Consider the following 7,046-nt stretch of genomic DNA (forward strand, 5'->3'; position numbering starts at 1 on the left):
TCGCTTCCACATCGACGGCGAGGAACTGACGTTGGAGCCGGCGCTGAACCGTCTGCAGGACGCCGACGGCGAGGTGCGCCGCCGGGCGTCCGAGGCGCTGGCCACGACCTTCCGCAAGAACTTGCGCACCTTCACGCTGATCACCAACACGCTGGCCAAGGACAAGGAGATATCCGACCGCTGGCGTGGCTTCGAGGACATCGCCGATTCACGCCATCTGGCCAACCGCGTCGAGCGCAGTGTGGTGGACGCCTTGGCCTCCGCCGTTCGCGATGCCTATCCGCGCCTCTCGCACCGCTACTACGCGATGAAGGCACGCTGGCTGGGCATGGAGGTGATGAACCATTGGGACCGCAACGCGCCGTTGCCGGATACGCCCCAGGCGATCATCGGCTGGGACGAGGCCAGGAACACCGTGCTGTCCGCCTATCAGCGCTTTTCGCCCGACATGGCCGAGATCGCGCGAACCTTCTTCGACCGCAACTGGATCGACGCGCCGGTGCGGCCCGGCAAGTCGCCTGGCGCCTTCGCGCATCCGACCGTACCGTCGGCGCATCCCTATGTCCTGCTCAACTACATGGGCAAGCCGCGCGATGTGATGACGCTGGCGCACGAGCTTGGCCATGGCGTGCATCAGGTGCTGGCCGGCGGCCAGGGTGCGCTGATGGCCTCGACGCCGCTGACGCTGGCCGAGACGGCATCGGTCTTCGGCGAGATGCTGACCTTCCGCTCGCTGCTCGACCAGACCACCGACCGGCGCGAGCGCAAGGCCATGCTCGCCCAGAAGGTCGAGGACATGATCAACACGGTCGTGCGCCAGATCGCCTTCTATGAATTCGAGCGCAAGGTGCATGCCGAACGCAAGAACGGCGAACTGACCTCCGACAGGCTCGGTCAGTTCTGGCTCGAAGTGCAGGCCGAAAGTCTGGGTCCCGCCATCAAGCTGCGCGAAGGCTACGAGGTGTTCTGGACCTACATCCCGCACTTCATCCATTCGCCCTTTTATGTCTATGCCTATGCTTTCGGCGACTGCCTGGTGAACTCGCTTTACGCGGTCTACCAGAACGCCGAGCGCGGCTTTCAGGACAAGTATTTCGAAATGCTGCGCGCCGGCGGCACCAAACATCATTCCGAGCTTCTGGCGCCCTTCGGGCTCGACGCCACCGATCCCGCCTTCTGGCAGATCGGACTTGGCGTCATCGGTGGCCTGATCGACGAGCTGGAAGCGCTCGACACTTGAAATGCGCCCCCAGGCGTCGCTCTAACAGTTTAGCCGGAATGCATGTTGGGACAGCTCTACTATCGCCCTAAATATCTGTTCTTGAAGTACTCTCCACCGAAGTTTTCCGATAGCTTTCCACAAGCTCTATGATAGCCTTCGCTCCAAGCTCAGCCGGAGCGCATGCGGATCGGCGAGGAGAAATCTCAGCCGGCCGTGGCGCTCAGGCGAACGCGACAACGGCCGTTGGCCATGGGCAAGCAAAGCCGATCGCCGACAGCTCGAACCGAAGCCGGCTGTTCTGCTTACCGCGGAACCACCAAGAGTAGTCCTTCGCCGAAGATCATGACCCACGGCAGACGGATCTGACTGGAGAGAGACAATGGGCACTTTTTTCTACGTGGTCCTGGCGTTCCTGATAGGCGTATTGGTCGGCTGGTTCCTTTGGGGGCGCCTGCGCGGTGAACTCGACAGCTTGCGCGGCGATCTCGACCGTACACGCAGCGAACGCGACAGGCTGCGCACCGACAGCGACCGCCTGACCGGCGAACTCGATGCATGCGGCAAGACCCGCGCCGACCTTGAGCGCCGGCTGCGCGAAGCGTCGGCCGCACCTGCCGCCGGAAGCAGCGCGGCAAAACCGGCAAGCCAGGCGCCGGCGGCCCTGATGTCGACCCCCGCGACGGCCAAATCCGCCACCACAAAGCCCGCGACGGCCAAACCGGCCGCTGCGAAAGCGGTCTCTGCCAAGCCGGCGGCGAAACCCGTCGCCACCAAAACCTCGGCTCCAGCCAAATCCGCAATGAGCAAGCCTGCAACAGTCAAGCCTGCAACAGCCAAGCCTGCAACAGCCAAGCCAGCATCCGGAAAGCCCGACAATCTGCGTCGGCTGATCGGTATCGGTCCGGTCAATGAGAAACTGCTCAAGGCACAAGGCGTCACCAGCTTCGCCCAGATCGCGTCCTGGACAGCGGCCGATATCAAACGGATCGAGGACGTCATGAATTTCGATGGCCGCATCGCGCGCGAACGCTGGATCGAGCAGGCCAAGCTGCTCGCCGCCGGCAACGAGAAGGAATTCGCCAAGCAGTTTCCAACAGCCGGAACCTCCAGCAACAGCTGATCGCCAGGCACGACCTGAAGATTGCAAGCGGCGGCGCCATATCGGCGTCGCCGTTTGCTCTTGGTTCCTGAGTTGGCCCAAAGGTCGGCTTTAAGAGGCAGCGTGCCGTTCCCTCGATTGCGCGCGGGCGGCACCCCATATAGAGCGGTTGATGGCTTCATTGACCGCAGCATTCGGTGCCCATGTCCCTGCCCGCCGCAATTTTTCGCAATGACAAAAGCGCGCGCCAGCTCGTTTTCGACCGGCCGGCCGATATCATCGTGGCGCACGATGCAGGCGATTTCGGGCCGGCTCTGGAAGCAGCACAAGCCGCGCATGATGCAGGCAAATGGCTTGCCGGCTATTTCTCGTATGAGGCGGGCTACCTGCTCGAACCCAAGCTCGTTCCCCTGCTGCCGAATGGACGCCGCGCCCCACTCGTGTGCCTTGGGGTTTTCGATGCCCCGGTCGAACAGGCGGTGCCGCCGCGCAATATGGCGGCGACCAATGGCCCGATCTTCGACGCCCGTGCGACGTGGTCGCCCGAGGATTATGAAAAACGCTTCTCGCGGCTGCACCAGCACATCCGGCAAGGTGATTGCTACCAGGGCAATCTGACCTTTCCCGTGCATGCGCAATGGTCAGGCGAGCCTCTGGCCGCGTTCGATGCGTTGACTGAACGTCAGCCGGTGAAATATGGCGCGCTGATCGCGCTCGGTGAACCCATCGTGCTGTCGCGCTCGCCTGAACTGTTCTTCGAGATCGACGCCGAGGGCATGATCGAGACGCATCCGATGAAGGGAACGGCGCCGCGCGGCGCCACCAAAGCCGAGGACGAACGGCAGAAGATCTTCCTGCGCAATGACGAGAAAAACCAGGCCGAAAACCGGATGATCGTCGATCTCCTGCGCAACGATATCTCGCTGATCAGCGAGGTGGGCACGCTGGACGTGCCGGCGCTGTTCCGCATCGAGACTTACCCGACCGTGCATCAGATGGTGAGCGACGTCAGGGCCAAACTGCTGCCGGGTCTCTCTATCCGCCAGATCTTTGCGGCGCTGTTTCCTTGCGGTTCGATCACCGGCGCGCCTAAGATCCGTGCCATGGAGATCCTGCGCGACCTGGAAGGCACGCCCCGCGATGCCTATTGCGGCGCCATAGGCTGGATCGCACCCGGCGGCCCGATGCGCTTTTCCGTGGCGATCCGCACCATCTCGCTCTTTTCGGGCGGCGAGGCCGTCTACAATGTCGGAGGCGGCGTCGTCTTCGATTCGACGGCGCAGGAGGAGTATCAGGAGTGTCTGCTGAAAGCGCGCTTCGCGACGGGAACACCGCCGACTTTCAGTTGATCGAGACCATGCGCTGGGAACCCGGCTCGGGCTTCCTGCGCTTCGATCGTCATCTTGCGCGCCTCTATGGCTCGGCGGCGGAACTCGGCTTCCGCTGTGATCCAGGCACGGTCGGCGAGGCGCTGAGCAGCGCGGTCGGCGGTTCCGGCGTTGCCACGCGCACGCGTCTCGTCCTGTCGCACGATGGCGAGGTGACGGCCTCTGCGCAGCCTTATGAACCGCTCGCCGCCGACAAAGTCTGGATGCTGCGGCTGGCGCGGACGAGGCTCGATTCGAACGACACGCTGCTGCGCCACAAGACCAGCCGGCGACAGCTTTACACGCGTGCCCGTGCCGAACACCTCATCACGCAGGCCGACGAGGTGCTTATGGCCAACGAGCGTGGCGAGATCTGTGAAGGCACGATCACCAATGTCTTTGCCGATGTCGGCGACGGCGTGCTGGCGACGCCCCGGCTCGATTGCGGCCTGCTGCCTGGCGTATTGCGCGCGCAGCTTCTGGATGAAGGCCGCGCCCGCGAAGCGATCTACAGCTTGGACGATCTGAAATCCGCCAAGTCCCTGTTCGTCGGCAATTCGCTGCGCGGACTGATCCCGGCAAGACTGACCTGAGACATGACGTCCCCAAAACATACGCTGCCCACCCACACGCCCTATGACGGCTCGTCGAAACTGTTCAGCATCGGGCTGAAGCCGCTCGACCCGGCGGCCTGGATCGAGGTCGACGGCCATCTGCTGCCGTATCTCGCCGAAAAGCACCGGCTCTATGCCGAAATCCCAGAGCGCGTTTTCGTCGAGGAGGACGGCACGCGCGACGCCCAGCAGGAAGTGCTCGACTTGCTCGCCGCGCATCTCCCGGAGAGGTTCCCCGAAACCCATCGGCTCGGCGGATCAGGCGTCGAGGTGGCGGGCGCGGCGAGCCGTCTGCCTGCTTCCCTCGCCGATGCGCCGCTGGCCAAAGCCTCACTGCTCGTCCAGGAAGACCTGATCCTGATGCGCAGCAGTGACAGCGGCTGGCGGCTGGTCGCCGGCTCGCTCTGCTTTCCCTCCTCCTGGTCGCTCCTGGAAAAGTTCGGCAAGCCGCTGCAGGACATCCACGCGCCGGTGCCGGGTTTCGGCCCGGGCACGCGTCCGGCGGAACTCATCAACCGGATGTTCGATGGCCTCCAGGGGCAGGCCGTCGAGCGCTACAACTGGTCGATCCAGGCCGACAACGCGCTCTACCATCCGCTCTCCGACCTGCAGCGCATCGACCGCGCCACCAACCGGCCGTCGCGCTTTCCCGATGGCGACATCGACGCCCATGCCTTCATTCGCGTCGAGCGGCAAACCCTACGCAAACTGCCTGTTTCACGCGATATCCTGTTCACCATCCGCATCCATCTCGATCCGCTCGCCGTGCTGGCCAGGCACCCTGATCGGGCGAAGCTCGCGGTGTCTTTCGCCGCCCAGCTCGAAGCACTCGATCTCGCCCAGCTCGACTACAAGGGCCTGACATCGGACCGTGATCGGCTGATGACGGTCCTTAACCACATGGCCAATGACGACTGATCGCTGGTTGGCGCTTTTCGCTGGTTTGTGACAATGATCTGTGATGTAGCGCATGGCCGCCGGGCAAAGATGCCCGGTTTTGTGTGTGCGTTTTCCCAGTTTCCTGGGCTTTGAAGGAGTGCTCGATAAAATGGCGAATGAAAACTGGCCCGTTTACGGTGAGATCAGCGGCCCTGTCGTGATGATCGGCTTCGGCTCGATCGGCCGGGGAACGCTGCCGCTGATCGAACGCCATTTCAAGTTCGACAAGTCGCGCATGACGGTTATCGATCCGCGCGACACCGACCGCAAGCTGCTCGACGAGCGCGGCATCACCTTCGTCCAGGAAGCGGTGACCGAGAAGAACTACAAGAAGCTCCTGACCCCGCTTCTGACCAATGGCGGCGGCCAGGGCTTTTGCATCAACCTGTCGGTTGATACCGGCTCGGTGGACCTGATGCGGCTCTGCCGCAAGCTCGGCGTGCTCTACATCGACACCGTCGTCGAGCCGTGGCTCGGCTTCTATTTCGACGCCAAGGCCGATAACGCCAGCCGCACCAATTACGCGCTGCGCGAGTCGCTGCTCAAGGAAAAGCACGACAAGCCCGGCGGCGCCACGGCGGTCTCCACCTGCGGCGCCAATCCAGGCATGGTCTCGTGGTTCGTCAAGCAGGCGTTGGTCAATCTCGCCACCGATCTTGGCCTGGAGTTCTCGGAGCCCGCGCAGGACGATCGCGAGGGCTGGGCCAAGCTGATGAAGAAGGCCGGCGTCAAGGGCATCCACATCGCCGAACGCGACACCCAGCGCACCAAGAAGCCGAAACCGATGGATGTGTTCTGGAACACATGGTCGGTCGAAGGCTTCATCTCCGAGGGCCTGCAGCCCGCGGAACTTGGCTGGGGCACACACGAGACATGGATGCCGAAGAACGCCAAGAAGCACAAGCACGGCTCGAAGGCAGCCATCTACCTGGAGCAGCCGGGCGCCAACACGCGCGTGCGCTCGTGGTGCCCGACGCCCGGCGCGCAATACGGCCTGCTGGTGACGCATAACGAGGCGATCTCTATCGCCGATTTCTTCACCGTGCGTTCGAAGAAGGGCAAGGTGCATTACCGCCCGACCTGCCACTATGCCTATCATCCCTGCAACGACGCGATGCTGTCGCTTGACGAGATGTTCGGCGCCGCCGGCAAGCCTCAGCCGGTGCATCATGTGCTCGACGAGAACGAGTTGATCGACGGCGTCGACGAACTCGGCGTGCTGCTCTACGGCCACGACAAGAATGCCTACTGGTACGGCTCGCAGCTGTCGCTCGCCGAGGCGCGCAAGCTGGCCCCCTACCAGAATGCCACCGGCATGCAGGTCACCTCGGCGGTGCTCTCGGGCATGGTCTGGGCGCTGGAGAATCCCGAGGCCGGCATCGTCGAAGCCGACGAGATGGACTACAGGCGGTGCCTGGAAGTGCAGTCCCAGTATCTCGGACCGGTCAAGGGCTACTACACCGACTGGACGCCGCTCGATAACCGTCCCGGCCTGTTCCCGGAAGACCTCGACCGGAACGACCCGTGGCAGTTCCGCAACATCCTTGTGCGATAGCAGCACCGCCCACCTGCCTCACTGCCTTGCAATCGCCCGGAAATCGGGCGATTGAAGGGATGCGGACCATAGCGATACGTATTCATCTGGACGCACGTCGCTCTGGAAACTTGGATGCACGCCTCGTGCTTGTCGAAAATCGATTTCCGATTTTTGGGCCGAAGCGAGAGGAGAGGATTTTCACATGATCATTGCGCGCAAAATTCTTTCGATGAGCGTGGCGGGTGCCATTGCGGCGATGCTCGCCGCC

6 protein-coding genes are annotated in these 7,046 nt (G+C 63.1%); all 6 read left to right on the plus strand.

Annotated features, from left to right (window positions below):
* Nucleotides 1–1,240, plus strand: a 1,240-nt coding sequence (locus ENZ75_RS15445) for a M3 family oligoendopeptidase (RefSeq protein WP_128278169.1), incomplete at its 5' end; no start/stop codon positions are given.
* A gap of 361 nt (nucleotides 1,241–1,601) precedes the next feature.
* On the plus strand, nucleotides 1,602–2,342 hold the full coding sequence (locus tag ENZ75_RS15450) for a hypothetical protein (RefSeq protein ID WP_063168942.1): 741 nt from the start codon (nucleotides 1,602–1,604) through the stop codon (nucleotides 2,340–2,342).
* Between the two features lie 182 nt (nucleotides 2,343–2,524).
* Nucleotides 2,525–3,670 (plus strand): aminodeoxychorismate synthase component I, encoded by a 1,146-nt coding sequence (locus ENZ75_RS15455; protein WP_063168943.1) that lies wholly within the window; start codon nucleotides 2,525–2,527, stop codon nucleotides 3,668–3,670.
* Nucleotides 3,619–4,281: an aminotransferase class IV family protein gene (locus ENZ75_RS15460; protein ID WP_063168944.1), complete on the plus strand. Its 663-nt coding sequence runs from the start codon at nucleotides 3,619–3,621 to the stop codon at nucleotides 4,279–4,281. The genes ENZ75_RS15455 and ENZ75_RS15460 overlap by 52 nt, the downstream gene beginning before the upstream one ends.
* A 3-nt stretch (nucleotides 4,282–4,284) precedes the next feature.
* The gene (locus tag ENZ75_RS15465; RefSeq protein ID WP_063168945.1) at nucleotides 4,285–5,220 is read left to right on the plus strand and encodes a DUF3445 domain-containing protein; all 936 of its coding nucleotides are present in this window, start codon (nucleotides 4,285–4,287) and stop codon (nucleotides 5,218–5,220) included.
* Between the two features lie 130 nt (nucleotides 5,221–5,350).
* A complete protein-coding gene (locus ENZ75_RS15470) occupies nucleotides 5,351–6,796 on the plus strand; it encodes a homospermidine synthase (protein WP_013529731.1) in 1,446 nt (481 codons plus the stop codon).
* The last annotated feature ends 250 nt before the right edge of the window (nucleotides 6,797–7,046 follow it).

The sequence above is a fragment of the Mesorhizobium sp. M7A.F.Ca.CA.002.04.1.1 genome (assembly GCF_004022805.1).
GTDB classification, from domain to species: Bacteria; Pseudomonadota; Alphaproteobacteria; order Rhizobiales; family Rhizobiaceae; genus Mesorhizobium; species Mesorhizobium ciceri.